The following is a 23,401-nucleotide window of genomic DNA, read 5'->3' as shown; positions in this document are numbered from 1 at the left end:
GCAACGTCGGAGGAGCGCAAATGTCCACGAGCACCGTGTCCGCGAGCACCCGGATCGAGACCGCCGTGAGGCCTGCCTGGGAGGGTTTCGTCACCGGGCCCTGGGTGGACCGGATCGACGTCCGTGACTTCATCCAGCGCAACTACACGCCGTACACCGACGACGCGTCGTTCCTGGCGGGTGCGACCCCCCGGACGACCGGTATCTGGGCCAAGCTGACCGAGATGTTCCCGGCCGAGCGCGCCCGTGGCGTCTACGACATCGACCAGCACACGCCGTCGACGATCACGTCGCACGAGCCCGGCTACATCGACCGTCACCACGAGATCATCGTCGGGCTGCAGACGGACGCGCCCCTGAAGCGCGCGATCATGCCCAACGGTGGCTACCGGATGGTCGAGAAGGCGCTCGAGACCTACGGCTTCGCGCCCGACCCGATCGTCGGCGAGATCTTCACCAAGTACCGCAAGACCCACAACGACGGCGTCTTCGACGTGTACCCCCCCGCCGTGCGCGCGGCCCGGTCCTCGCACCTGATCACCGGCCTGCCGGACGCGTACGGCCGCGGCCGGATCATCGGCGACTACCGCCGCGTGGCCCTGTACGGCGTCGACGCCCTGATCGCGGCCAAGCGCGAGGACCGCGCGGACCTCGACAAGGAGCGCTCGTCGGAGGACGTCATCCGCGACCGCGAGGAGAACGCGGAGCAGATCCGCGCCCTCCAGGAGCTCAAGGCGATGGCCGCCACGTACGGCTACGACATCTCCGCTCCGGCCACGACGGCCAAGGAGGCCGTGCAGTGGCTGTACTTCGCGTACCTCGGTGCGGTCAAGGAGCAGAACGGCGCGGCCATGTCCCTGGGCCGCACGTCGACCTTCCTCGACGTCTTCATGCAGCGTGACCTCGCCGCGGGCCGGCTGACCGAGCAGGACGTCCAGGAGCTCGTCGACGACCTGGTCATCAAGCTGCGCATCGTGCGGTTCCTGCGCACCCCGGAGTACGACGAGCTGTTCTCGGGCGACCCGACGTGGGTGACCGAGTCCATCGGTGGCATCGGCGAGGACGGCCGCACGCTGGTCACCAAGACGTCGTTCCGGTTCCTCCAGACGCTCTACAACCTGGGCCCGGCGCCCGAGCCCAACCTGACGGTGCTCTGGAGCGACCGTCTGCCGGAGGGCTTCAAGCGCTTCTGCACGCAGGTGTCCATCGACACCTCAGCGCTGCAGTACGAGTCCGACGACCTGATCCGCGACTCCTGGGGTGACGACGCCGCGATCGCGTGCTGCGTCTCGCCCATGCGGGTCGGCAAGCAGATGCAGTTCTTCGGCGCGCGGATCAACCTGGCCAAGGCGCTGCTCTACGCCATCAACGGCGGTCGCGACGAGATGACCGGCAAGCAGGTGGCCCCCTCGGCGCCGGCCGTGACCGGTGACGTCCTCGACTACGACGACGTCGTGGCCAAGCTCGACGGGACGCTCGACTGGCTCGCCGAGACGTACGTGGACGCGCTCAACTGCGTGCACTTCATGCACGACAAGTACGCGTACGAGCGCCTCGAGATGGCCCTGCACGACCGTGCGATCCTGCGCACCATGGCCTGCGGCATCGCCGGGCTCTCGGTGGTCGCCGACTCCCTGTCGGCCATCAAGTACGCGGCCGTGCACCCGGTACGGACCGTCGACGGCCTCATCACCGAGTACGAGGTCGAGGGCGAGTTCCCGACCTACGGCAACGACGACGACCGTGCCGACGACATCGCGGTGTGGCTGGTCGAGCTGTTCATGACCAAGCTGCGCAAGACGCCGACGTACCGCAAGGCGCTGCACACGCAGTCCGTCCTGACGATCACGTCGAACGTGGTCTACGGGAAGTCCACGGGCTCCACGCCCGACGGACGCCGCGCCGGCCAGCCCTTCGCTCCGGGCGCCAACCCGATGAACGGGCGGGACGCGCACGGCATGCTCGCCTCGGCACTGTCCGTCGCGAAGATCCCCTACGGCGAGGCGCAGGACGGCATCTCGCTGACCTCGTCGGTCATCCCGACCGGTCTGGGGCGCACCCGCGACGAGCAGGTCACCAACCTGGTCGGCCTGCTGGACGCGTTCATGATGTCGTCGGGCTTCCACCTGAACATCAACGTGCTCAACCGCGAGACCCTCGAGGACGCCATGGAGCACCCCGAGGAGTACCCGCAGCTGACCATCCGGGTGTCGGGCTACGCCGTGAACTTCGTCCGGCTGACGCGCGAGCAGCAGCTCGACGTCCTGTCGCGCACGTTCCACGGATCGGTCTGAAGGTCATGACCACCCAGGTGCACGAAGCGGCGCCGTGGCCGGCCGTGCACCTGGGTCTGCCCAGGTCGCGGTCCGGCACGGCAGGGCTCACCTCGGTCGAGCTGGACCACGCCGCCAAGATGGCCGCGGTCCGGTCCGGGTCCGTCGGTTCGGTCCACTCCTGGGAGCTGGTCACGGCCGTGGACGGCCCGGGCACGCGCCTGACCGTGTTCCTGGCCGGCTGTCCGCTCCAGTGCCTGTACTGCCACAACCCCGACACCATGCAGATGCGTCGGGGGACGGACGTGCCGGCCGACGAGATCCTCGCGCGGGTGGCCCGCTACCGCCCGGTGTTCAAGGCGACGGGCGGCGGGCTGACGATCTCGGGCGGTGAGCCCCTCATGCAGCCGGCCTACCTGGCCCGCCTGCTCCGGGGCGCCAAGGCGATGGACGTGCACACCACGGTGGACACGTCCGGGTTCCTGGGCAGCCAGTGCACGGACGCGATGCTCGCGGACATCGACCTGGTGCTCCTCGACATCAAGTCCGGCCTGCCGGACACGTACCGCAAGGCGACCGGCAGGGCGTTGCAGCCCACGCTCGACTTCGGCGCGCGGCTGCGCGACGCCGGCAAGCGCACCTGGGTGCGGTTCGTGCTGGTCCCCGGCCTGACGGACGCCCCCGAGAACGTCGAGGCCGTCGCCGACCACGTCGTGAAGCTCGGGTCCGTCGTCGAGCGGGTCGAGGTGCTGCCCTTCCACCAGATGGGCCGCGACAAGTGGGACGAGCTGGGGATGCGGTACCAGCTGGACGCGACACAACCCCCGACCCCGGAGCTCATCGAGCGCGTGCGCGCGACGTTCCGGGACCGGGGGCTGGCGGTCTTCTAGGCCGGCACGTTGGCCACGCCGTCGGGCAGGATCCGGCGTCCCAGGACGCGCTCCGAGTAGCCCGTGCGGTCGAGGTAGGGCGTGAGCCCGCCCAGGTGGAAGCCCCAGCCCGCGCCGAGGATCATGCAGAGGTCGATCTGCTGCGGGGTGGCGACGACGCCCTCCTCGAGCATGTGCCCGACCTCGACCGTGAGGGCGGTGAGCACACTGTCCAGCACGCCGGCCTCGTCGAGCGGCGTGCCGGTCGTCTCGCTGAACGCCGCCTGGATCGCCGGGTCGACCGGCTTGGGCAGGCCCTTGGCCTTCGCGGGGAGCACCACGGTGGTCCCGTCGGCGACCAGCTTCTCCAGGCCGGGGGAGCGGGGGAACCGGTCGCCCAGCTCCTCGCGCAGCGAGGTCAGCACGTGCAGTCCGACGGCCGGTCCGACGAGGTCGAACAGCTCGAACGGGGGCATCGGCAGGCCGAGGGGCCGCAGCGCGCGGTCCGCCACCTCCACCGGGGTGCCCTTCTCGACGGCGTCGACGATCACGCCGAGCAGCAGGACCAGCAGCCGGTTGACGACGAAGCCGGGACGGTCCGCCACCAGCACGGCCGTCTTGCGCAGCTTGGCCGCCACCGCGAACCCGGTGGCCAGCGCCTCCAGCGACGTGCGCTCGGCCTGCACGACCTCCACCAGCGGCATCGCGGCCACGGGGTTGAAGAAGTGCAGCCCGACCACGCGCTCGGGGTGCTGGAGGTCGGCCGCCATGGCGGTGACGGACAGCGCGGAGGTGTTCGTCGCCAGGATCGTCGTCGGGGAGATGACGGTCTCCAGCTCGGCGAAGACCTTCTTCTTCAGGTCGAGGATCTCGGTCACGGCCTCGATCACCAGGTCGCAGGACGCGAACTCGGCGAGGTCCGTGGTGCCCTGGATCGACCCGAGCAGCCGACTGGCGGCCGACTCGCTCATCCGACCGGTGGACGTGAGGCGGTCGACGGAGGACTTCACCGCTGCGAGGCCCTTGTCGACGCGCTCCTGGTCCAGGTCCCGCATGACGACGGGGACGCCGAGCCGCTGCGCGAAGAGCATCGCGATCTGCGCGGCCATGAGCCCCGCACCGACGATGCCGACGCGGGTGACCGGCTGGGCGAGCGAGCGGTCGGGGGCGCCGACGGGCTTCTTGCCGCCGGACACGAGCCCGAACGCGTACACCGACGCGCGCATCTCGTCGCTCATGATCAGGTCGGCGAGCGCCTCGTCCTCGGCCGCGAAGGCCTCCTCGCGCGACGCCGTCCGTGCAGCCGCGACCAGGTCGAGCGCGCGGTAGGGCGCGGGCCGGGACCGGTTGATCACCGCGTCCAGGCGCTGGCGGGCCGCTGAGACGACACCGTCCCAGAGCTCGGCGCTGTCGAGCTCGCGACGGGGGACGACGACCTCGCCGGTCACCACGCGAGCGGCCCAGCGGATGGACTCCTCGAGGAAGTCGGCCGGGTCGAGGACGACGTCCATGAGGCCGAGCTTCGTGGCCTCGACGGCCGCGAACGGCTTGTTGGCCGCGGGGCGCGTGAGGATGACGTCGAGCGCCTTCTCGATGCCGACGAGCCGCGGCACGATGTACGCCCCGCCCCAGCCGGGCACCAGGCCGAGGCCGGTCTCCGGGAGCGCGAGCGCGCGGACGTCGGAGGCCACCGTGCGGTAGTCGCAGTTGAGCGCCAGCTCGAGGCCGCCGCCGAGGGCGACGCCGTTGACGAACGCGAAGGTCGGGGCGCCCATGGAGTGCAGCAGCTCGTAGGCGGCGTGCCCGCCCTGGCCGAGCAGGAGTGCTCCGTCGCGCCCGGGGACCGTGCCGATCTGGGTGAGGTCCGCCCCCGCCGCCAGGTAGTACGGCTTGCCGGTGACGGCGACGGCGACGATCTCGCCCGCCGCGACGCGCGCCTGCACGGCCGTGAGGGTGGCATGAAGCTCGGCGATGCCGAGGGGGCCGAGCGTGGTCGGCTTGGTGTGGTCGAGGCCGTTGTCGATGGTGACGAGCGCCAGCGTGCCGGCGCCGCCGGGCAGCGTGACGTCACGGGCGATCGCGTGGCTCACGCGCTCCGCGCGAGGAGTCTCGGTGCTCATGTCGCTCACTTGGTCTTCCCCTCGAAGGGCTCGTAGTCGGCGTGGTGCGGGTTCTCCCAGATGACGGTGCCGCCCTGGCCGAGTCCCACGCACATGGTGGTCAGGCCGAAGCGCACGTCGGGGTACTCCTCGAACTGGCGGGCCAGCTGGGTCATCAGGCGCACGCCCGACGAGGCCAGCGGGTGGCCGACGGCGATAGCGCCGCCGTACTGGTTGACGCGCGGGTCGTCGTCGGCGATGCCGAACGCGTCGAGGAACGAGAGCACCTGGACCGCGAACGCCTCGTTGATCTCGAACAGGCCGATGTCCTCGATGGTCAGGCCGGCGCGGTCGAGCGCCTTGACGGTGGCGGGCACCGGGCCGATGCCCATGATCTCGGGCTCCACGCCGGCGTACGCGAACGCCACCATGCGCATGCGCGTGGGCAGGCCCAGCTCAGCGGCGGTCTCCTCGGCGGCCAGCAGGCACGACGCGGCGCCGTCGGTGAGAGGTGCGGCCGTGCCGGCGGTGACGCGGCCTCCCGCGCGGAACGGGGTCGGCAGCTTCTGGATCGCCTCGACCGTGGTGCCGGGCCGCGGGGGCTCGTCGGCCGTGGCCAGGCCCCAGCCGTTCTCCGGGTCGCGCAGCGCGACCGGGACGAGGTCGGGGTCGATCTTGCCGGCGGCCAGTGCCGCGGCGTACTTGTCCTGGCTGGCGACGCCGTACGCGTCGGCACGCGCGCGGGTCAGTGCCGGGAACGTGTCGTGCAGGTTCTCGGCCGTCACCCCCATGTTGAGGGCGTCGTTGGCGACCAGCCGCTCGGACAGGAAGCGCGGGTTCGGGTCGGCCTCGAAGCCCATCGGGTGGTGGCCCATGTGCTCGACCCCGCCGGCCAGCGCGATGTCCTGCGCGCCGAACCCGATCGCGGCGGCCGTGCTGGTCACCGCGGTCATCCCGCCGGCGCACATGCGGTCGATCGCGTAGCCGGGGACGGTCCGGGGGAGCCCGGCGAGCACGCCGACCGTGCGGCCGAGGGTCAGGCCCTGGTCGCCCTGCTGCGTGGTCGCGGCGATCGCGACCTCGTCGATGCGCTCGGGCGGCAGCTGCGGGTGGCGGCGCAGCAGCTCGCGGACCGTCTTGACGGCCAGGTCGTCGGCGCGGGTGTGGGCGTACAGCCCGTCCTTGCGCGCGCGGCCGAACGGGGTGCGGACCCCGTCGACGAAGACGACGCGGCGGACGAGGGCTGCGGGTCGCGGAGATGTGGTGGGCATCGAGCCTCCAGGGCGGGACGGCGGTGTCCGACGAGCACGCGAGGGCGGGCCCGAGATGGCCGACGCTACCCGGGGTCCCCGGGCGTGGCCAGCCATAAGTTACTGAAGAGTAACAGGGACGTTAGTCCTGCGGGACGGCCGCGAACGCCTCGGCAAGCCGCTCCGCGACGAGGCCGATCTGCCATGGCCGCGCGCCGCCCGCCTGGAGGAACGCGGTGACCCCGTCCGCGTCAAGGGCGGCGGGGGGCGTCCAGCACAGCCGGCGTAGCAGGTCGGGCTGGAGGAGGTTCTCGGCCGGCACCTCGTGGGCGGTCGAGAGCTGTGCGACCACGTCACGGGCGGCGACGAGGCGGGCGGCGGCCTGCGGGTCCTTCTCCGCCCACGCGCGCGGCGGCGGCGGCGCGTCGCTCTTCGGGCCGCGGACCGACGGGAGCTCTGCCTCCGGTGCTGCGAGGCCCCGGTCGATGGCCTGCTGCCACAGGGCAGCCCGGCGGCGCGTGCCCTTGCCGGCGAACGCCGGCAGGGCCGTGAGCGCGGCGACGGACGTGGGGAGCGCCTGCGCCGCGGCGACGATCGCGTGGTCGGGCAGGACACGGCCGGGCGAGATGTCCCGCGTGCGGGCGTTCTGGTCGCGCGTCAGCCAGAGCTCGCGGACGACGGCGAGGCGGCGGGCGTCGCGGATGGCGTGCAGGCCGGAGACCCGGCGCCACGGCTCGATCCGGGGCGGCGGCAGGGGCGCGGTGCGGACGGCCTCGAACTCCTGGGCTGCCCACTCCGCCTTGCCCGCGACGGCCAACCGCTCGGCCAGCACCTCGCGGAGCTCGACCAGGAGCTCCACGTCCAGCGCGGCGTAGCGCAGCCACTCGGCGGGCAGCGGCCGGGTCGACCAGTCGACCGCCGAGTGCTCCTTGGCCAGTCCGAGGCCCAGGGCGTCGGCGACGACCGCGGCCAGTCCGACCCGGTCGAGCCCGAGGAGGCGCGCGCCGAGCTCGGTGTCGAACACGCGGCTCGGCCGCAGGCCCTGCTCGGCGAGCCCCGGAAGGTCTTGCGACGCGGCGTGCAGCACCCACTCGACACCCACCAGGGCGTCCGAGAGCGAGGAGAGGTCAGGCACGGCGATGGGGTCGATGAGGGCGGTGCCGGCGCCCTCGCGGCGAAGCTGGACCAGGTAGGTGCGCTGGCCGTAGCGGTAGCCCGACGCGCGTTCCGCGTCCACGGCCACGGGTCCGGTGCCGGCCTCGAACGCGGCGACGACGGCGGCCAGCGCCTCGGGCGTCTCCACCACCGGCGGGACGCCCTCGGCGGGCTCGGTGAGCATGACGATCTCGGGAGCGGGCTCGACAGCCGGGGCGTCGTCAGGGTTCGCCGGAGGCTCGGGTGCCCCAGCAGGAGCGCCGGGTGTGGCCTCAGGTCGCATGAGGTCAACGGTAAGCGACGAGGCGGACGCATCTGTGCAGGCCGCGCGGGCGGCGCGTACGACTGCCGGTGCGGCATCCGTACGCGGGCCGGTCAGGACAGGACGCCGCCGCGGATGGAGATGGCCACCAGCTCGGCCCGGTCACCGGTGCCGAGCTTGCGGGAGATGCGGGCCAGGTGGCTCTTCACGGTGAGCGCGGACAGGCCGAGATCCTCGCCGATGAGGCGGTTGGTGCGGCCGTCGGCGACGAGCTTGAGCACGCTGACCTCGCGGGCCGTCAGGTCGGGCAGGGGCGGCGGTGGGGCGGTCACGGCCGCGGCCCGCGGCAGGCTCGGGGCGGTGGCACCGGCGACGACCCCGCGCAACCCGCCCTGGAGCAGGATGCCGAGCTCGGGGCGGCTGGCCCGGCGGGTGAGCACCACGACGCGCGGAGCGCCACGGCGCCGCAGGTTGCGCACCAGGGTGGCACCGTCCCCGTCCGCCACCTCGGTGACGACCACGCACATCTGCTGGGTGGAGCTCGGCGGCACCGTGCGCGACCCGGGCACGGAGGTCCGCAGCTCCGGCCGTCGGGCCGGGGCCAGGTCTCGTCGCAGCGGCTCGATGGTCACAGGCGAGTCATCGGCACCATGACCTGGCGACTTGAGCCGGTTGCGTTGCGCGTGCCCCCCCGGGCTGGTGTTCAGCGCCTCGGCCCGAAGGCGACGACGCCCTCGGGCAGGGGTTCGAGACCGGCTGCGGTGCACAGGAGGGTTCCCCAGGCCTGCAGGTGTGGACCGAGATCCTCGTCGGCGGCCGTCCACGAGGCGCGGATCTCCAGCTCGGTCTGCTCGGAGCGGCGCTCCAGGGCGCCGAAGCTCTGCGACAGCACCCGGGTGACCGTGCCGCCGGCGGCGTGCGCGTCGAGACCGGACTCCTCGAGCGCGTCGGTGAACCAGGTCCAGGCCACCTCGGCCAGCATCGGGTCGGCGCCGACCTCGGCCTCGAGCGTCGCCCGCACGAGCGTGACCAGCCGGAAGTGGCCGTCCCAGGCTTCCTGTCCCGCCGGGTCGTACAGGACGACGAAGCGTCCGGACGCCAGCTCGGAGGCGGCGACCGACCGGCGGGCGGTGCGCACCTCGGCGGTGAGTGCGGCGGAGAACGGGGCGATGCGCGCCGGCCCCGGCACCTCGTCGAGGATCACCTCAGGGCGGACGGTCACCCGGCGCAACGAACGCAGCGCGCTCACGAACTCGACGGGGACGTCCTCTGGACCGGCGGGTGTCACGCAGTGGAGCGTACGCACCGGGGGGTCCGTCTCGGCGTCCGGCACGCCGCGCCCGTCTTCGCCGCACCGGACTAGGCTGGCCCGCGCACCCAGAAACCCCGGATGCCGCCGCAACCGACCTGCCGCCGCACGTGCCCAGCACCTGCGCCGCCGCCGTCGTGGACGTGGCACGCGCCGGCCGCCGATCGAAGGAGCTCTCCCGCATGGTTGCCTCAGGAACCGCCACCGGAACGGCGCAGATCGGCGTCACGGGACTGGCGGTGATGGGCCGCAACCTGGCCCGGAACTTCGCGCGCAACGGCTACACGGTGGCGATCCACAACCGGTCCTACGCCAAGACCGAGTCGCTGGTGGCGGACCACGGAGACGAGGGCACGTTCGTGCCGTCGGAGTCGGTCGAGGACTTCGTCGCGTCGCTCGCGCGCCCGCGCAAGATCGTGGTCATGGTCAAGGCGGGCGGCCCCACGGACGCGGTCATCGACGAGCTGGTGCCGTTCTTGGAGGAGGGCGACATCGTCGTCGACGCCGGCAACGCGCACTTCCCCGACACGATCCGGCGTGAGGGTGCTCTGCGCGAGAAGGGGCTGCACTTCGTCGGGTCCGGCGTCTCGGGTGGCGAGGAGGGTGCGCTGCTCGGCCCGTCGATCATGCCCGGGGGCACCAAGGAGTCGTATGAGTCCCTCGGCCCGATCCTGGAGAAGATCTCGGCCAAGGTCGACGGGGTGCCGTGCTGCACCTACGTGGGGCCGGACGGCGCGGGGCACTTCGTGAAGATGGTGCACAACGGCATCGAGTACGCCGACATGCAGCTGATCGCCGAGGCGTACGACCTGCTGCGCCAGGGGCTGGGTGCCACCGCCGCGGAGATCGGTCAGATCTTCGCCGAGTGGAACACCGGTGACCTGGAGTCGTTCCTGATCGAGATCACCGCGGACGTCCTGGGCCACGTGGACGCGGAGACGGGGTCGGCGTTCGTCGACATCGTGCTGGACCAGGCCGAGCAGAAGGGCACCGGACGCTGGACCGTGCAGAACGGTCTCGACCTGGGGGTGCCGATCACCGGGATCGCGGAGGCAACCTTCGCCCGCGCGCTGTCCGGGTCGGCGCCGCAGCGCTCCGCCGCCGTCGGCGTCCTGCAGGCCCACACCACCGAGTGGGACATCACGGACCGGGACGCGTTCATCGAGGACGTGCGCCTGGCCCTGTACGCCTCCAAGGTGGTCGCGTACTCGCAGGGCTTCGACCAGATCGCCGCGGCGTCCGCGGAGTTCGGCTGGGACATCGACCGCGGGGCCATGGCCCGGATCTGGCGCGGCGGCTGCATCATCCGCGCCCGGTTCCTGAACCGGATCACCGAGGCCTACGAGCGCGACGCGCACCTGCCGCTGCTGCTGGCCGACGAGTACTTCACCGGTGCGGTCGGCAACGGCGTGGCCGCCTGGCGCCGCATCGTGGCAGGCGCGGCGCTGCACGGGGTGCCGACCCCGGCGTTCGCGTCGTCGCTGTCCTACTACGACGGCGTCCGGGCCGAGCGGCTGCCCGCCGCGCTGATCCAGGCGCAGCGCGACTTCTTCGGCGCGCACACCTACCGGCGCACCGACAAGGACGGCACGTTCCACACCGAGTGGTCCGGCGACCGCACCGAGCAGACCGCGTGAGCGGGACCCCGCTGCAGCCCGTCATCCTCGGCGCCGACATCGGCGTGTACGCCCTGGCCCGCTCGTTCCACGAGGCCTACGGCGTCACGTCGGTGGTGGTGGCCGGTGCGGCGCTCGGTCCGGTCGCGCACTCGCGCATCGTCCGGCACGAGATCGTCGCGGACGGTCACGACCCCCGTCAGCTGGTGGACCGGCTGGTCGAGGTCGCGAAGGCCAACTCCGACAGCCGGCTGCTGCTCATGGCCAACTCGGACTGGCTGGTCCGCGTGGTCGTCCAGCACCGCGCGCTGCTCGAGCAGTACTACGTGGTCCCGTTCCTGTCCGAGCACCTGCTCGACCGGATCTCCGACAAGGCCACGTTCGCGGAGATCTGTGACGACCTCGGCATCTCGGTGCCGCGCACGATCGTCCAGGAGTTCGGCTCGGAGCCGTGGGAGGCCGCACCCGTCGACCTGGAGTACCCGCTGATCGCCAAGGCGGCCAGCAGCGCGGACTACCAGGACGTCGAGTTCGAGGGCAAGAAGAAGGTCTTCGAGATCGCCACGCCCGAGGAGCTGACGTGGCTCTGGGGCGCCCTGCGTGGGGCCGGCTTCCGCGGCAGGTTCGTCGTGCAGGAGCTGGTGCCCGGCGACGACACGCAGATGCGGTCCATCACCGCGTACGTGGACACGCACGGCGAGATCACCCTGCTGTGCTCGGCGCACGTACTCCTCGAGGAGCACACCCCGTCCGGGCTCGGCAACCCGGCGGCGATGATCACCACCCGCGACGACGCGATGCTCGAGCAGGCGCGGACGTTCCTCGCGTCGACGGGGTACCGCGGCTTTGCCAACTTCGACGTCAAGGTGGACCCGCGCACGGGTGTGTTCCGGTTCTTCGAGGTCAACCCGCGGATCGGCCGGAACAACTACTACGTCACCGCCGCGGGGGCCAACCCGATGCGGTTCGTGGTCGAGGACGCCGTCGAGGGCCGTTCGGTGCCGCCGGTCGTCGTCGACAAGGAGATCCTGTACTCGGTCGTCCCGAACCGGCTGCTGCTGCGCTACGTGCGCGATCCCGAGCTGGCCGCCCGCGTGCGCCGACTGATCCAGGCGAAGGCGGTGGCCCGGCCGCTGCAGTACCGCGGCGACCTGTCGCCCCGGCGCCGCCTGTACGTGTGGATGGCGCTGGTCAACCAGGTCCGCAAGTTCCGCCGGTACTACCCGGAGGTCACGTCGACGGGCTTCTGACCGTGTGCGAGAGGCCGGCACCCTGGGCGGGGTGCCGGCCTCTCGTGCGTCCTGGGCTCAGCCCAGCTCGCTGGTGCCCGAGTACAGGTGGAGCACGGGGACCTGGAGCTCCTCGCGCGCCCGGGACGCCCAGTCGCGGTGGAACGTGTCCTCGACCGCGTGCGGGTAGGTCACGACGGCCACCTCGACGACGTCACCGTCGGCCACCGCGGTCCTCAGGGCGGGCAGCGGGTCGTCCTCGACGACCGAGCCCGTGGCTTCGCGGCCGGCGGCGACGAACGCCGCGATGCTGCCCGCCAGCTGCTCGTCCGCGGTTGCCCGCGCCTCGTGGTGGGTCGGCTCCTTGCCGATCGCGCGGTTCCACGCCTCCTTGAGCTCACCGAGACTGAGGTTGTCGATGATGGTGGAGACGAGGGGCCGGTCGGTGTCCGCCGGGACGAGCACGCGGTACGCGTACGTCTCGCCCTCGTGCAGGGCGAGGAGCTTCTCGACGTCGGCGCTGGCCAGGGTGTCCTCCGTGAGGACGATGATCGTGTCGGTCACGCGCCGAGCCTAGCCACCTGCCAGCGACCCAGCAGCACGCCGTCCGCGTGCAGCAGGTGCCGGAGGGTGAGCGCGCGCGCCGGCTCGAACCAGGTGGGCAGGTGGGTCACCCGTCCTGCGGGCCCGCCGACCAGCTGCGGGCTCCACGTGAGGCAGAGCTCGTCGACCAGGTCCGCGTCGACCAGCTGGGCCAGGAGCGTCGGGCCGCCCTCGGCGAGCACGTTCCGCAGTCCGCGCTCGCCCAGGGCGGTCACGACCGCGTGCGGGTCGACGGAGCCGGGCACGCCACCGTCCGCGACGATCACGCGATCGGCGCCGATCCGCGCGCGCAGACCGTCCAGCGCCGGGGCCGAGGCCGTGGTGAGCACGAGCGGCGGCCGGTCCGTATCGAGCAGCGACTCGGGGAGCTCTCCGCTGGCCGTGACGATCGCGAGCTCGAGATCGTCCGGCCGGCCGAGGGCGGAACGGGCGGCCCGCAGCTCCGCGGGGACGTCCAGCGGCGGGTAGCGCTCCGCACGGGCGGTGCCGGCGCCCACCAGGACGACGTCCGCCAGGGCGCGCAGCACCCGGAAGACGCGGAGGTCCGCCGGGCCGTTGATCGAGCCGCTCACGTGGCTCGCCCCGGTCGCGGCGCCGTCGACGGTGCTCACCATGTTGGCGCGCACGTGCACGCCGGTGGTCGGGGGGTCCGCGAACAGGGCCACGAGCTCGGCCTCGTCGTCCCGAGGGGCGAGGTGGCGTACGGGGGCGTCGTGCGGCAGGAGCACGTCGAGCGCGGGAAGGTCGGACACGCTCGCCAACCTAGGCCAGGACGTCCGCCAGCGCCGCGACGTCCCCGACGACCACGACGGCGGGGTTGCCGACGCCGCGCTCCCGGGCGCGCTCCGCGATGTCGGCCAGCGTCCCGACCGTCGTGCGCTGCGCGGGCAGGGTGCCGTTCTCGATGATCGCGACGGGGGTGCCGGGGTCCTTGCCGTGCCCCAGGAGCGCGCGCGTGTGCGACGGCAGCTGCGCGACCCCCATGAGCAGGACGAGAGTGCCGTCCAGGCGCGTCAGGGTGGCCCAGTCGGGTGCCGTGTCGTGCGCGGACAGGATGGTGACCTGGCGGGCCATCCCGCGGTGCGTGACCGGGATGCCCGCGGCCGCCGGTACGGCGAGCGCGCTGGTCACGCCCGGGACGACCTCGACGGGGACTCCCGCGGAGAGGCACGCGAGCACCTCCTCGCCGCCGCGCCCGAGCACGAACGAGTCGCCGCCCTTGAGCCGCACGACGCGGTGGCCCGCCTGCGCGCGCTCGACCAGGACCGCGTTGATCTCGGTCTGCGTCAGGGTGTGCGCGTGCGGGGACTTGCCGGCCTCGATGATCTCCACGGCCGGGTCCAGGTCGGCGAGCAGCGCCCGCGGGGCCAGCCGGTCGACGACGACGACGTCCGCCTCGGCCAGCGCGCGGCGTCCCCGGGTGGTGATGAGCCCGGGATCGCCGGGGCCTCCGCCGACCAGGGTGACGCGCCCGGTCGTCGGGCGGTGGTGGCGCAGGGGGAGGTCGCCGACGTCGAGCAGCAGGGCGATGGCGTTGCGGAGAGCGACCGCCCGGCGCGGGTCACCGCCGGCGCCGACCGCGACGGTGACGTCCCCGGAGCGCGCGACCGCCGGGGTCCAGGCGCTGGACGCGCTCGCGTCGTCCGCCCGCACGCACCACAGCCGGGACGCCTCGGCGTCCGCCGCGACGGCATCGTCGACCGTGCGCTCACCCGTCGCGGTGTGGACCAGCCAGGCGCCGTCCAGGTCGGTGGTCAGGTACTCCCGCGCCCGCCAGGCCACGCGTCCGGCCGAGGCGAGCTCCGCGAGGTCCTCGCAGAGTGCGGGTGCGACGACCAGCACGTCCGCGCCGTCCTCGACCAGCCGGCCGGCGCGGCGGGCCGCCACCGGTCCGCCGCCGACGACGACCACGCGTCGTCCGGCCAGGTCGAGCAGCAGGGGGTGCTGGGGCGTGCTCATATCCCGGACCCGGCGAACCAGTCGTCGTCGTCCTGCGCCGCTGTGGTCGCCGTCAGCCGGTCGAGCAGCGTCGCGCCGATCATGCCCGCGGCCAGCGTGGTGCCGTCGGCCGGGTCGACCAGCAGGAACCCGCCGGTCCGCCGGTGCGTCGCGTACTCGTCCAGGACGATCGGCTCGGCCAGCCGGAGCTTGACCCGGCCGATGGCGTTGAGCGTGAGCGCCCGCGGCGGGATGTCCGAGGACGTGTCGGTGGCGTCGACCGCGTTCAGGGTGTCCACGCCGTCCCAGGCCTCGACCGTGAGGCTGTCCACGTCGAGCCGGGCGTTGACCTCGCGCAGCAGCGCCCGGACGGTCCGGGTGCCGACGCGCACCAGGAGGCGCGCGCCCAGGACGCTCCGCTTCTCGGCCAGCCAGCAGACGGTGCCCTCGAGGTCGGACCCCAGCGCGACGGTCTCGGCGGTCGGCACGAGGACGTCCCCGCGGGCCACGTCCACGTCGTCCGCCAGCCGGAGCGTGACCGACTGTGGTGCGTGCGCCTCGCTGAGCGGACCGTCGAACGTGTCGATGCCGACGACCGTGCTCCGCTTGCCCGAGGGAAGGACCGTCACCTCGTCGCCGACGGACACCACCCCGGACGCCACCCGGCCCGCGTACCCGCGGTAGTCGGGGTGCTCCGCGGTGCGCGGCCGGATGACCACCTGCACGGGGAACCGGAACGGCTCGGAGAGGGCATCCCGACCCACCTCGACCGACTCGAGGTGCTCGAGCAGCGTCGGTCCGTCGTACCAGGGCGTCCGCGTGGAGCGGTCCACCACGTTGTCGCCCGCCAGCGCCGACAGCGGGACGGCCGTGACGTCCGGGACGCCCAGGCCCGCCGCGTAGGCGGTAAACTCGTCGGCGATCGCGCGGAAGGTGGCCTCGTCGAAGTCGACCAGGTCCATCTTGTTCACGGCGAGCACCACGTGCGGCACCCGCAGCAGGGCCGTGATCGTCGCGTGCCGGCGGGTCTGCTCCAGGACGCCCTTGCGCGCGTCGACCAGCACGATCGCCAGCTCCGCGGTGGACGCGCCGGTGACCATGTTCCGCGTGTACTGCACGTGCCCGGGGGTGTCGGCGAGCACGAAGGCGCGGGTGGCGGTGGAGAAGTACCGGTACGCCACGTCGATCGTGATGCCCTGCTCGCGCTCGGCCCGCAGGCCGTCAGTGAGCAGGGCCAGATCCACGTCGCCGCCGCCGCGGGCCAGCGTCGCCGCCTCGACCGCGCTCAGCTGGTCCGCCAGCACCGACTTGGTGTCGTACAGCAGCCGGCCGATCAGCGTGCTCTTGCCGTCGTCGACGGATCCGGCCGTGGCCAGGCGCAGGAGGTCCCGCGTCGCGTGCTCGGTCACCGTGGCGGTCTCCTCGATCGTTGCTGACGCCGTGCCCATCAGAAGTAGCCCTCGCGCTTGCGGTCTTCCATCGCGGCCTCCGACGCGCGGTCGTCGGCACGTGTGGCTCCCCGCTCGGTGAGACGACTGGCGCCCACCTCGGTGATGACCTCGGGGATGGTCGACGCCGTCGACTCCACCGCGCCCGTGCAGCTCATGTCCCCGACCGTGCGGTACCGGATCGTGCGGACCTGGAGCGTCTCGCCGGCGCGCGGGCCGCCCCACCCGCCGGGCGCCAGCCACATGCCGTCGCGCAGGAAGACCTCGCGCTGGTGCGAGTAGTAGATGGCCGGCAGCTCGATCTGCTCGCGCTCGATGTAGCGCCACACGTCCAGCTCGGTCCAGTTGGACAGCGGGAAGACGCGCACGTGCTCGCCCGGCTTGTGCCGCCCGTTGTACAGGTCCCACAGCTCGGGTCGCTGGCGGCGGGGGTCCCACTGGCCGAACTCGTCGCGCAGCGAGAACACCCGCTCCTTGGCGCGCGCCTTCTCCTCGTCGCGACGGCCGCCGCCGAACACCGCGTCGAACCTGTGCGCGGTGATCCCGTCGAGCAGCGGGACGGTCTGGAGCGCGTTGCGCGACCCGTCGGCGCGCTCGGTCACGCGTCCGTCGTCGATGGCGTCCTGCACGCTGGCCACCACGAGCCGCAGCCCGTGCTCGGCCACCACGCGGTCGCGGTACTCGATGACCTCGGGAAAGTTGTGCCCGGTGTCCACGTGCATGAGCGCGAACGGCACGGGTGCCGGCCAGAAGGCCTTGCGGGCCAGGTGCAGCATGACGATCGAGTCCTTGCCGCCGCTGAACAGCAGCACCGGGCGCTCGAACTCGCCGGCCACCTCGCGCATGACGTGGATGCCCTCGGACTCGAGGGCGTCCAGCTGCGTCAGCGTCACCGTGCTCATGTGTGCAACCCGCATTCGATCTTGGAGGTACCCGACCAGCGACCGGCGCGCGGGTCCTCACCGAGGGCGACGGCACGCGTGCACGGGGCGCAGCCGATCGAGGCGTACCCGGCCTGGCGCAGGGGGTTGAGCACCACGTGGTGCTCCTCGACGTAGGCGTCCACGTCGTCCTGCGTCCACGCGGCCAGGGGGTTGAGCTTGACCTTGCCGCGCTTGGTGTCCCAGCCGACGACCGTGATGTCGGTGCGCGTCGGGGCGTCCTCGCGGCGCATGCCGGTGATCCAGGCCGTGTACGGCTCCAGGCCGCGCTCCAGCGGCTCCACCTTGCGCAGGGCGCAGCACAGGTTCGGGTCGCGGTCGTGCAGCTTCTCGCCGTGCTCCGCGTCCTGCTCCGCGACCGTGCGCAGCGGCAGGATCGTGCGGAGCGCGATGTTCGTGAAGTCGGCGTAGTAGTCGCGCGTCCCCAGGGTCTCGGCGAAGTGGTAGCCGGTGTCCAGGAAGATCACGTCGATGCCCGGCACGGCCTCCGCGGCCAGGTGCACGAGCACCTCGTCGCCCATGGAGGACGCCAGCACCAGGTCGGTGCCGAACGTCTGCGCGGCCCAGCGCAGGATGTCCGAGGGGTGCGCGCCCTCGAGGTCGCGGCCCGCCTGCTCGGCGAGCTGCTGGAGGTCGGCGGTGATCATGAGCGCGTCACCAGCCCGACGAACCGCAGCCCGAACGCGCGGGTGCAGGAGCGGCACTCCCACTCGCCGTGCTTCTCGCCAGCCGGCCACAGGTCCTCGCTGGCGCAGAACGGGCAGTAGTAGGGGACCGCGCGCTCGGAACCGCTGGTGCTCATCGCAGGTCCTCCTCGTCCGCCCGCTGGGTCCACTGCGCGAACAGCTCGCCCTCGAGGCGCTGCTCGTCGAACTTGCGCGTGACGCGCTCGATGTAGTCGGGGAGCTCCTCGGCCGGGACGCGCAGCCCACGCAGCGTCTTGCCGAGCCCGACGGTCAGGCCGAGCCCTCCGCCGAGGTGTACCTGGTAGCCGTCCTCGCCATTCGCCAGCGCGCCCTTGAGGCCGATGTCGGCGGTCTGGATGCGGGCGCACGAGTTGGGGCAGCCGTTGAGGTTGATGGTGATCGGCTGGTCGAAGGTGGGCAGCCGGTTCTCCAGCTCGCCGATCAGGTGCGTCGCGCGCGCCTTGGTCTCGACGATGGCCAGCTTGCAGAACTCGATCCCGGTGCACGCCATGGTCCCGCGCCGGAACGTGCTCGCGGTACGGACGTGCAGCCCGACCGCCTCCAGCCCGTCCACCAGCGCGTCCACCCTGTCGGGCGCGACGTCGAGGATGACCAGCTTCTGCTCCACGGTCAGCCGGACCCGTGCGGAGCCCGCGGCCTCGACCAGGTCGGCGACCTGCCCGAGCAGCTCGCCCGAGATCCGACCGACGGTGGGCGCGACGCCGACGTAGAAGTTGCCGTCCTTCTGCGGGTGCACGCCGACGTGGTCGCGGCGGCCCGTGGGCGGCGGGGGAGGCGCAGGGCCGTCCGTCAGGGTCCAGCCCAGGTACTCGGCCTCCAGCACCTGGCGGAACAGCTCGGCGCCCCAGTCGGCGACGAGGAACTTCAGACGCGCACGGGTGCGCAGCCGGCGGTAGCCGTAGTCGCGGAAGATCCCCACGACGCCGGTCCAGACCTCGGGGATCTGCTCGAGCGTGACGAACGCGCCGAGCCGCACGCCGAGCTTCGGGTTGGTCGACAGCGCGCCGCCCACCCACACGTCGAACCCGGGACCGAGCTCGGGGTGCACCACGCCGACGAACGCGACGTCGTTGATCTCGTGCGCGACGTCGTGGTGCGGGCTCCCGCTGATCGCGGTCTTGAACTTGCGCGGCAGGTTGGAGAACGCCGGGTCGCCGATGTAGCGCTCGGCGATCTCCCGGATCGCCGGGGTGCCGTCGATGATCTCGTCGGCCGCGACGCCCGCGACGGGGGAGCCGAGGATGACGCGGGGCGTGTCGCCGCAGGCCTCCTGCGTGCTCAGGCCGGTGGCCTCGAGCCGGCGCCAGATCTCCGGGACGTCCTCGACGCGGATCCAGTGCAGCTGGATGTTCTGCCGGTCGGTGATGTCCGCGGTGCCGCGGCCGAACTCGACCGACACCTCCGAGATCACGCGCAGCTGCTCGAGGCTCAGGGCGCCGCCGTCGCAGCGGACGCGGAGCATGAAGAACTCGTCGTCCAGCTCGTGCGGCTCCAGCGTGGCGGTCTTCCCGCCGTCGATGCCGGGCTTGCGCTGGGTGTAGAGCCCCCACCAGCGCATCCGTCCGCGCAGGTCCTCGGGTGCGATCGACGCGAAGCCGTCTCGCGCGTAGACCGTCTCGATGCGGTGGCGGACGTTGAGGCCGTCGTCGTCCTGCTTGAACTGCTCGTTCCCGTTCAAGGGTTCGCGCTGGTCGAACGCCCACTGGCCCTCCGGGCGAGCGGCGGGCGGAGCGATCCTGGTCTGCGCCATAGGGCGGTTTCTCCGGGAGAACGTGGACGTGCGCCTGCACCCACCGCTGGGGAAGCGGTACTCGGACGCAGACCGCGCGCCCGAGGGGGACGAGGGGCGGGGTCAGTTGCTCCGCGGACAGCAGCACACGCACAGGTCCGCGGCGTCGGTGCGCGTGCAGGCGCACACGTACAGACACGAGAGGCGGAACCCGGGGGCGATCACCTGATGAGGTTGTCACGCGATCTGGGAACGCGGGAGAGGGCGTCCGGATCATGAGATGTTCGGGCCGACATGTGGGACGCGCGTCCATGACGCGGTAAGTAGACCGATCCGGTAGCGATTCGGCACGCTCGCGCGCGCGACGTAGGCTCCTCGATCGTGACCTCTCCGGACCCCGTGGCGGCTTCGACCGGGGCCTCCAGCCTCACGCAGCGCCGACCGGTGGTGCCGCCCGACCGGCTCCTGGCCGAGCTCGTCCCGCCGCGCCACTTCGCCGACGAGTCCTTTGCCACCTACCGCCCGGACCCCGCGCACCCGTCGCAGCGCGCGGCCGTGACGCGGCTGACCGCAGCCGCCGACGAGATCCGGCGCGGACCGTCGCGCTCGTGGTTGAAGCGCGGCCGGTCGACGCCCGTCGCCGTCTACCTCGACGGCGGGTTCGGCGTCGGCAAGACCCACCTGCTCGCGTCCCTCGCGCACGCCGTGGGGATCCAGGACGCCGCCTACGGCACGTTCGTCGAGTACACCAACCTCGTCGGCGCCCTCGGGTTCCTGCCGACCGTCGAGGCGCTGGCCACCCGCCGTCTGGTCTGCATCGACGAGTTCGAGCTGGACGACCCCGGCGACACGGTCCTCATGTCGCGCCTGCTGCGCGAGCTCGCCGACCGGGGGGTCGCTCTCGCCGCCACGTCGAACACGCTGCCCGGCTCGCTGGGTGAGGGCAGGTTCGCCGCCGAGGACTTCCTGCGGGAGATCCAGGCGCTCGCGGCCCGGTTCGAGGTGCTGCGCATCGACGGGGAGGACTACCGGCACCGCTCGGTCGTCACCGACGCCGAAGGCCTGTCCGACGACGCGGTGCGGGCCGCTACGTCCGGTCGGGACGACGCGACCCTGGACGACTTCGGCGACCTGCTCGCGCACCTGGCCACCGTGCACCCGAGCCGGTACGGCGCGCTGCTGGACGGCGTCGGGCTCGTGGCGCTCACGGGCGTGCACGCCGTGCCGACGCAGGACGTCGCGCTGCGGCTGGTCGTGCTCGTGGACCGGTTCTACGACCGGGACGTGCCCGTGCTGCTGGGAGGGGCGGGGGAGAAGGACCTGTTCTCGCCCGACATGCTCGCCGGCGGCTACCGCAAGAAGTACTACCGGGCGCTGTCCCGCCTGGGCTCGCTCGCCGCCGACGGAGCCGCGCTCGTCGGCTGAGTGCTTCTCGAGCGGCGGCGGCGGGTCCCACACTGGGGCATGGTGCTGCGGGTCCTGAGAGTAGTCACGGGAGTGCTGCTCGGAGTGTCCGGTGCCCTGATGTACGCCGCGTCGGGGCAGCGCTGGGGCGGTGCCTGCCCGTGGGTCGGCGGCGTCGACGACACACTGTGCGCCCTCCGGCAGGACCATCTCTACGACTTCCTGGCACCCACCCTCCCGTGGGAGCCCGTCGGCGCAGCCGCGCAGCTGGCCGGGTGGTCGCTGCTGGTGCTCGCGCTCGCCTCCGTGCCGCTGCCGTGGGCGCTCCTCGGTCGCCGGCCAGGCATCGCCTCCGCCGTGGCGCTGCTCTGTGCCGTGCTGGCAACCGGGGCGGTGGGCATCGCGATCGTGCGTTCCGGCCTCACCGGCAGCGTGGTCGAGCCGGTCGGTGCCGACGTGACCCTGTTCGTGTGGGCCCTGGTCCCGCCGGTCCTGCTCGTGCGGTTCGCGGTCGCCAGCCGCGGCTGGCCGCTGGGTGCGGCGGTCACGCTGATCCTCGCCACGCCGCTCGTGGCCTCCTTCTCCTACGCGATCGGACCTTTCGACGCGCAGCCGTGGTGGGAGGCGGTCTCCGGTCTGCTCACCGCGACGGCGGGCTCGTGCCTGCTGGGGGCCGCCGCGTTCAGCGGTCGGTCCGTGACGCGTGAGCGCGGGGTGGTGCATGCCTCCCCAGCTCTCGCGGGCGGGGAGCATGACCTGGGCTGACTGGCGCCGCGGTCACGCCAGGACGACGACCGAGCGTGGCGCCGTCAGCACCAGCGCGCCGCCGGGGGTCGGCTCCACGGAGGCCGGGTCCCACGCGGCCACCACGTCCAGCGGACCGTCGGTGTGCACCGGGACGGCGACCTCCTCGCCGGACAGGTTGATCACCACGCGGGCAGCGCCGCGGTGCAGCACCATCCAGCCGTCCCACGGGACGTCGTGCGGCCCACCCTCGGTCGCCCCGCCCCACACGAGGTCGGTGGCCGACAGGTCGCCGCTCGCCAGGTCGGGGACCGATCGCCGGAGGGCGATGAGCCCCCGGTACCAGTCGAGGATGCGGGCGTGCTCCGGGTGCGCCGGGTCGTCGAGCTCGCCGCGCGTCAGGATGCTGTCCTGGAAGGGGAGCGGCGCCTGTGGGTCCGGCACCTCGATGTCGCCGCCGTACAGGACGTCCCAGCCGTGGCCGCCGAACTCGCGCCGGCGGCCGTCGCGGACGGCGGCGCCCAGGTCGGGCTCGGGGTGGTCGGTGAAGAACTGCCACGGCGTGCGCGTGCCCCACTCCTCGCCCATGAAGAGCATCGGGCTGAACGGGGACAGCAGGACGAGCGCGGCCTCGACCGCGAGGCGGCCCGGGTCGAGGCGGGCCGACGGGCGGTCGCCCAGGGCGCGGTTGCCCACCTGGTCGTGCGTGGACGCGGCGACGACGAAACGGTGGCCGTCGGTGCCGGGTGGGACCGGCCGGCCCCAGTCGAGGCCGCGGAAGGTCGAGAACGTTCCGTCGTGCAGGAACGCGCGGGTCAGGACCTTCTGCAGCACCTCGGGGGAGCCGAAGTCGCCGTAGTACCCGTGGCGCTCGCCGGTGACCAGGGCGTGGAGGGCGTGGTGCACGTCGTCGTCCCACTGGGCGGTCATGCCCCAGCCGCCCTCATCCGTCGGCGTGATCGAGACCGGGTCGTTCAGGTCGGACTCGGCGATCAACGACAACGGCCGTCCGAGGCGGTCGGCGAGCGCCGCGACCTCGTCGGAGAGCTGCGCGAGCAGGTGCCGGTCCGAGAAGTCGACCAGAGCGTGGACGGCATCGAGGCGCAGGGCGTCCGCGTGGAAGTCGCCGAACCAGCGCAGGACGCTGTCGCAGATCCACCGCCGGACCTCGTCGGCGTCCTCGCCGTCCAGGTTGATGGCCGAGCCCCACGGCGTCTGGTGGGCCTCGGTGAAGTAGGGGCCGAACTCCGCGAGGTAGTTCCCGCTGGGGCCCATGTGGTTGTGCACGACGTCCAGGCACACCCCCAGGCCCCGTGCGTGCGCGGCGTCGACGAACGCCTGGAGGGCCACCGGGCCGCCGTAGGGTTCGTGCACCGCGAAGAGGCCGACACCGTCGTAGCCCCACCCGTGCTCGCCGTTGAACGGGGCCACCGGCATGAGCTCCACCAGGTCGACGCCGAGCGAGACCAGGTCGTCCAGGTGGTCGATCGCGGAGGTCAGTGTGCCACCGGGCGTGAACGTCCCGACGTGCAGCTCGTAGGTGACGTGGCCGCGCGGGTCGACGCCGGCCCAGCCGTCGTCGGTCCACGGGAAGGCGGACGCGTCGAACACGCGGCTGGGGCCGTGCACCCCGGCCGGCTGCCAGGCGCTGCGCGGGTCCGGCCGCGGCTCGCCGCCGTCGACCGAGTACGCGTAGTCCGTGCCGGGCGGCAGGTCGCGGTCGTCGGACCACCAGCCGTCCTCGACGGACAGCGGGGTGCGCGACGAGCCCACGACGAGGTCGACGCGCGCCGCGGAGGGCGCCCAGACACGGGGGAGCACGTGA

The 23,401-nt window shown here is 72.7% G+C and carries 20 protein-coding genes; 6 read left to right on the top strand and 14 right to left on the bottom strand.

Annotated elements, in window-relative coordinates; all coding sequences use genetic code 11:
• The first annotated feature begins 20 nt into the window (after positions 1-20).
• A complete protein-coding gene (gene pflB / locus ACO06A_RS20400; protein WP_421734009.1) occupies positions 21-2,294 on the top strand; it encodes a formate C-acetyltransferase in 2,274 nt (757 codons plus the stop codon).
• A 5-nt stretch (positions 2,295-2,299) separates the two neighbouring features.
• Positions 2,300-3,163: a pyruvate formate-lyase-activating protein gene (gene pflA, locus ACO06A_RS20395; protein WP_421734008.1), complete on the top strand. Its 864-nt coding sequence runs from the start codon at positions 2,300-2,302 to the stop codon at positions 3,161-3,163.
• Here pflA and ACO06A_RS20390 read toward each other — a convergent pair.
• From ACO06A_RS20390 to ACO06A_RS20370, 5 genes are all read right to left on the bottom strand, one after another.
• A complete protein-coding gene (locus ACO06A_RS20390; RefSeq protein WP_421734007.1) occupies positions 3,160-5,262 on the bottom strand; it encodes a 3-hydroxyacyl-CoA dehydrogenase NAD-binding domain-containing protein in 2,103 nt (700 codons plus the stop codon). The genes pflA and ACO06A_RS20390 overlap by 4 nt on opposite strands.
• A gap of 5 nt (positions 5,263-5,267) precedes the next feature.
• Positions 5,268-6,512: a thiolase family protein gene (locus ACO06A_RS20385; RefSeq protein WP_421734006.1), complete on the bottom strand. Its 1,245-nt coding sequence runs from the start codon at positions 6,510-6,512 to the stop codon at positions 5,268-5,270.
• A 121-nt stretch (positions 6,513-6,633) separates the two neighbouring features.
• Complete coding sequence (locus tag ACO06A_RS20380; protein ID WP_421734005.1) at positions 6,634-7,929, bottom strand: HRDC domain-containing protein; 1,296 nt, start codon at positions 7,927-7,929, stop codon at positions 6,634-6,636.
• Between the two features lie 92 nt (positions 7,930-8,021).
• Positions 8,022-8,540: a response regulator transcription factor gene (locus ACO06A_RS20375; RefSeq protein WP_421734004.1), complete on the bottom strand. Its 519-nt coding sequence runs from the start codon at positions 8,538-8,540 to the stop codon at positions 8,022-8,024.
• A gap of 71 nt (positions 8,541-8,611) precedes the next feature.
• Positions 8,612-9,196, bottom strand: coding sequence for a DUF3000 family protein (locus ACO06A_RS20370; protein WP_175347835.1), 585 nt, complete (start codon positions 9,194-9,196; stop codon positions 8,612-8,614).
• 203 nt (positions 9,197-9,399) lie between these two features.
• On the opposite strand from ACO06A_RS20370, the gene gndA reads away from it, so the two are divergent.
• Positions 9,400-10,854 carry an NADP-dependent phosphogluconate dehydrogenase gene (gndA, locus tag ACO06A_RS20365; protein ID WP_421734003.1) on the top strand — a complete coding sequence of 485 codons (1,455 nt, stop codon included), beginning with the start codon at positions 9,400-9,402 and terminating at the stop codon, positions 10,852-10,854.
• Positions 10,851-12,083 (top strand): hypothetical protein, encoded by a 1,233-nt coding sequence (locus ACO06A_RS20360; protein ID WP_421734002.1) that lies wholly within the window; start codon positions 10,851-10,853, stop codon positions 12,081-12,083. The genes gndA and ACO06A_RS20360 overlap by 4 nt, the downstream gene beginning before the upstream one ends.
• Positions 12,084-12,140: 57 nt before the next feature.
• Here ACO06A_RS20360 and ACO06A_RS20355 read toward each other — a convergent pair whose 3' ends face one another.
• Genes ACO06A_RS20355 through ACO06A_RS20320 form a run of 8 tightly spaced genes read right to left on the bottom strand, consistent with a single transcriptional unit; the run spans position 12,141 to position 19,449 of the window.
• Positions 12,141-12,626 carry a hypothetical protein gene (locus tag ACO06A_RS20355; protein ID WP_421734001.1) on the bottom strand — a complete coding sequence of 162 codons (486 nt, stop codon included), beginning with the start codon at positions 12,624-12,626 and terminating at the stop codon, positions 12,141-12,143.
• Entirely contained in the window at positions 12,623-13,417 is a 795-nt protein-coding gene (locus tag ACO06A_RS20350) for a dihydrofolate reductase family protein (protein WP_421734000.1), read from the bottom strand. The genes ACO06A_RS20355 and ACO06A_RS20350 overlap by 4 nt, the downstream gene beginning before the upstream one ends.
• A gap of 10 nt (positions 13,418-13,427) precedes the next feature.
• Positions 13,428-14,624, bottom strand: coding sequence for a uroporphyrinogen-III C-methyltransferase (gene cobA, locus ACO06A_RS20345; protein ID WP_421733999.1), 1,197 nt, complete (start codon positions 14,622-14,624; stop codon positions 13,428-13,430).
• Entirely contained in the window at positions 14,621-16,051 is a 1,431-nt protein-coding gene (locus tag ACO06A_RS20340; RefSeq protein WP_421733998.1) for a sulfate adenylyltransferase subunit 1, read from the bottom strand. The genes cobA and ACO06A_RS20340 overlap by 4 nt, the downstream gene beginning before the upstream one ends.
• Positions 16,051-16,953, bottom strand: coding sequence for a sulfate adenylyltransferase subunit CysD (cysD, locus tag ACO06A_RS20335; RefSeq protein WP_421733997.1), 903 nt, complete (start codon positions 16,951-16,953; stop codon positions 16,051-16,053). Before cysD ends, ACO06A_RS20340 begins: the two co-directional genes overlap by 1 nt.
• Complete coding sequence (locus ACO06A_RS20330) at positions 16,950-17,639, bottom strand: phosphoadenylyl-sulfate reductase (RefSeq protein ID WP_421733995.1); 690 nt, start codon at positions 17,637-17,639, stop codon at positions 16,950-16,952. The genes cysD and ACO06A_RS20330 overlap by 4 nt, the downstream gene beginning before the upstream one ends.
• Positions 17,636-17,794, bottom strand: coding sequence for a hypothetical protein (locus tag ACO06A_RS20325; RefSeq protein WP_175347827.1), 159 nt, complete (start codon positions 17,792-17,794; stop codon positions 17,636-17,638). Before ACO06A_RS20325 ends, ACO06A_RS20330 begins: the two co-directional genes overlap by 4 nt.
• Positions 17,791-19,449 (bottom strand): nitrite/sulfite reductase, encoded by a 1,659-nt coding sequence (locus ACO06A_RS20320; RefSeq protein WP_421733994.1) that lies wholly within the window; start codon positions 19,447-19,449, stop codon positions 17,791-17,793. Before ACO06A_RS20320 ends, ACO06A_RS20325 begins: the two co-directional genes overlap by 4 nt.
• A gap of 360 nt (positions 19,450-19,809) precedes the next feature.
• Between ACO06A_RS20320 and zapE the strand changes: the two genes are divergently transcribed.
• Positions 19,810-20,853: a cell division protein ZapE gene (gene zapE, locus ACO06A_RS20315; RefSeq protein ID WP_421733993.1), complete on the top strand. Its 1,044-nt coding sequence runs from the start codon at positions 19,810-19,812 to the stop codon at positions 20,851-20,853.
• A gap of 39 nt (positions 20,854-20,892) precedes the next feature.
• Positions 20,893-21,597: a hypothetical protein gene (locus ACO06A_RS20310; protein ID WP_421733992.1), complete on the top strand. Its 705-nt coding sequence runs from the start codon at positions 20,893-20,895 to the stop codon at positions 21,595-21,597.
• Between the two features lie 12 nt (positions 21,598-21,609).
• Here ACO06A_RS20310 and treZ read toward each other — a convergent pair whose 3' ends face one another.
• A complete protein-coding gene (gene treZ / locus ACO06A_RS20305; protein WP_421733991.1) occupies positions 21,610-23,397 on the bottom strand; it encodes a malto-oligosyltrehalose trehalohydrolase in 1,788 nt (595 codons plus the stop codon).
• Positions 23,398-23,401 lie beyond the last annotated feature (4 nt).

Origin of the sequence: Cellulomonas sp. (assembly GCF_965229465.1) — a bacterium.
GTDB lineage: Bacteria > Actinomycetota > Actinomycetes > Actinomycetales > Cellulomonadaceae > Cellulomonas.
Note: the sequence above shows the minus strand (reverse complement) of the source record. Positions and strands in the feature narration are given on the sequence as shown.